This window comes from Burkholderia sp. 3C, assembly GCF_054589155.1.
Genome location: NZ_BAAILN010000072.1, coordinates 1 through 2,933 on the forward strand (window position 1 = coordinate 1; position 2,933 = coordinate 2,933).

The window sequence follows — 2,933 nt, forward strand, 5'->3', positions numbered from 1 at the left end:
GCCGCGCGGCCTGCCTCGCTGCTTGCGGGCCGTTATCTCCGCGTCGTTTTTCCATCGCTTCATTGTTTCGAGGTCGCCATGAAAAAAGCCGCCGCGCTGATCGCGCTCGCCTGTCTGACCCTGTCCGCTTGTGGCGGGGACGATTCGTTGTCCGTAGCATCAGGTTCCTCATCGTCTGGCTCATCGGGCGGCACGAGCGGCGGTTCGTCGGGGTCGGGCAGTGGTTCGTCGGGAAGCGGCTCGTCGGGCTCGGGCAGTGGCGGCAGCACGTTCACGTCGCGTTTCGAGGCGCTGACGTCCGCGGCCGATGCCACGAGTTTCCTGGCGCAGCTCAACGCCGAAGGCGCGAAGGGCTTTCGCTATGTCGGCGACGAGTTTTTCTCGGGCGACGGCACCACGACGCATTCGATCTACGTGAACGACGGCTCGGCCGGCACCTATACCTACGAGTTGCCGAGTACGCAGACCACGCAGAGCGCGTATCTCACCCAACTGAATTCGGAAGGCGGGCGCGGCTTCCGCTACGACAGCGACCTGACCTACGGCACGCTGTATCGCAACGACGGCTCGTCGGCCACCTACAGCTACCAGTTCCTGTCGAACAATTCGAGCCCGGCCGATTTCCTCACGCAAGCGAACACGCAAGGGCAATCGGGTTACTGGTTCGTCGGGCCGACCTCGATCGGCGGCGCGTTCCTGAACCTGTACGCGAAGAACGGCGCGTCGAGCGCGACCTACACCTACGAGGCGCCGGCCGCGCCGGCCAGTTCGAGCGATTTCCTCACGCAGGCCAACGCCGAGGGCGCGCGCGGTTTCCGCGCCAAGGGCACGCAGGTGTTCGGCAGCAGCTCGGCCACGGTCTATGTCAAGGATCAGACGCAATCGCCGACCTTCACGTATCAGACGGCCACGCCGCAAACCACCAGCGCCGCGTTCATCACGCAATCGAACACGCTCGGTGCGCAGGGCAACGCGTATTTCAGCGACATGGCGTTCGGCACGTCGCCGCCGGCGATTGTTTCGGTGTACTTCGCGCCGAAGAATTGCACGGGGTTCCTGTGCACCACGCTGAATCCGCTGATTCAGAATTGAGCAGGCGTTGAGCCGACTTTGAGCCGGCGGCGCGTGTCGATGCCGATACGCGCCGCGCATCGCTTACAGCGACACGAACGCCCGCATCCACTCGCTGAAATTGGTCGCCGCGGCTGCCTGCTCGGCCGATGCTTGCGTCCACACCGAGTCGCGCCGGAACTCGCGCGCCGAAATCTCGCTCGGCGTCGCACCGAATTTTTCCTTGAACAGCCGGCTGAAGTGCTTCTCGTTGACGAAGCCGTGCCGCCACGCCACTTCGGATATCCGCATGCGCTTGGCGGTCGGATCGATCAGCACGTTGCGTGCGCGATGCAGGCGCTTGTGCTGGATCAGCCGCGCCACGCCGCCGGTCGGCTCGAACAGGCGGTAGAGCTTCGAGCGCGAGATGCCCATCGCCTTGCAGATGCTGTCCGGCGTCAGATCCGACGACAGCAGGTGCTGCTCGATATAGTCCTTCACGCGGTTCACGAACATCGCATCGAGTTCGGTTTCGGCCTGCTTGAGCGTGTCGAGCGTCGGTGCGAGGCAGGCCACCAGCATGTTCTTGGTGGCCTGGATCGCGTAGGGCATCTCGTCGGCGCTGATCTGCGGGATGTTCCGGCGCAGTGATCGCAGATAGTCCGCGAGCAGCGCGCCCATGCCGTGCGACAGCGAACGACCGTGCAGCGAGGCCGCGCCGGCCGGCAGCAGGTCGCGCGGAAGCACCATGCAGATGGTGTCGCCGGTCGTCACCTTCAACTCGAACGGCGTGGCCAGATCGAGCATGCACATGTCGCCCGGGCCGATGTTCATCGTGGTGTTGCGGCCGGCCGTGCCGTACAGCGTTTCGCTGATCTGCAATTGCAGGTAATAGCCGTCGAGGCCGTCGGAACGGATTCGCTGCGGCGAGCGGCTCATCGCGTGTTCGACCTGGTGATCGGGGCGCAGCCATTGACGGCCGCCGAACATGAGCTGATCGAGCAGCGTGAAATCGAACTGCGAATCGTACGGCACGTGGTCGTCTTCCAGCATGCCGATGTCGAACAGCGCACCGGTGTCGGCACGCCAGGCATCGAAACGTTCGCGTTCGGGCGCATAGGCCGTCGAAAAACGGTAACTCAACCCCTCGGAAGTCGCACTCATCTATTGTTATTGCCCGTTATTTTTAAAATACCGGCGGTCAATCCGCTTTCGGAAAAATCGCCCGATATATGTTTTTCTAACGGAGCGTCATGCCGAAAAATACCGATTCCGGTGTTGGCCTGAGCCTGTCGCGAGATGTAAACGGTTTCGCGACAAGCTTTCGTTGTGTCTTTCCGGATATTACACAGATCGTGTGGGCACCAAATAGAAACGCTACTTTTTTCGAAAGAGAAGTGCTTCTAGCGGGGGTAAGAAAGCGCTGTATTGTCCTTGTGGTATGGGTTACAGAAAAAACCTCTACGGGAGCTGGCGCGCGCGCGAAATGATCTCCCCCCGAAAAACCGTAGCGGCGAGGACTGGAGATTTCTGGCAAATTTGAAACCCTGACGGGCGGGAGGTTTGCATGAAGAAATCGAGGTATACGGAAGAGCAGATTGCCTTCGCGTTGAAACAGGCCGAACTGGGCACCACGGTCACGGAAGTGTGCCGAAAGATGGGCATTTCGGAGGCCACCTTCTACAACTGGAAAAAGAAGTATGGCGGCCTCGGCGTGTCCGAGCTACGGCGTTTGAAGCAACTGGAAGAGGAAAATGCCCGGCTCAAGCGCATGGTCGCCGACCTCAGTCTGGACAAGCAGATGCTGCAGGAGGTGGTGCAAAAAAAGCTATGAAGCCGGCGCGCAAACGCGCGCTGGCTGACTTCTTGATCCAGGCCTATCG

At 61.2% G+C, this 2,933-nt stretch carries 2 protein-coding genes and 1 pseudogene; 2 read left to right on the plus strand and 1 reads right to left on the minus strand.

Going from position 1 to position 2,933, the window contains the following annotated elements; all coding sequences use genetic code 11:
• The first annotated feature begins 78 nt into the window (after positions 1-78).
• Positions 79-1,092, plus strand: a complete 1,014-nt coding sequence (locus tag ACYP33_RS13250; protein WP_459622217.1) for a hypothetical protein — start codon at positions 79-81, stop codon at positions 1,090-1,092.
• A gap of 63 nt (positions 1,093-1,155) precedes the next feature.
• Here ACYP33_RS13250 and ACYP33_RS13255 read toward each other — a convergent pair whose 3' ends face one another.
• A complete protein-coding gene (locus ACYP33_RS13255) occupies positions 1,156-2,214 on the minus strand; it encodes a helix-turn-helix domain-containing protein (RefSeq protein ID WP_459622219.1) in 1,059 nt (352 codons plus the stop codon).
• Between the two features lie 403 nt (positions 2,215-2,617).
• Between ACYP33_RS13255 and ACYP33_RS13260 the strand changes: the two are divergent.
• Positions 2,618-2,933 (plus strand): annotated as a pseudogene (locus ACYP33_RS13260) (transposase); the annotation flags it as partial.

Coding starts and splice junctions, on each gene's coding strand:
- ACYP33_RS13250 (WP_459622217.1), top strand. CDS start 79: ATGAAAAAAGCCGCCGCGCTGATCGCGCTCGCCTGTCTGACCCTGTCC.
- ACYP33_RS13255 (WP_459622219.1), bottom strand. CDS start 2,214: ATGAGTGCGACTTCCGAGGGGTTGAGTTACCGTTTTTCGACGGCCTAT.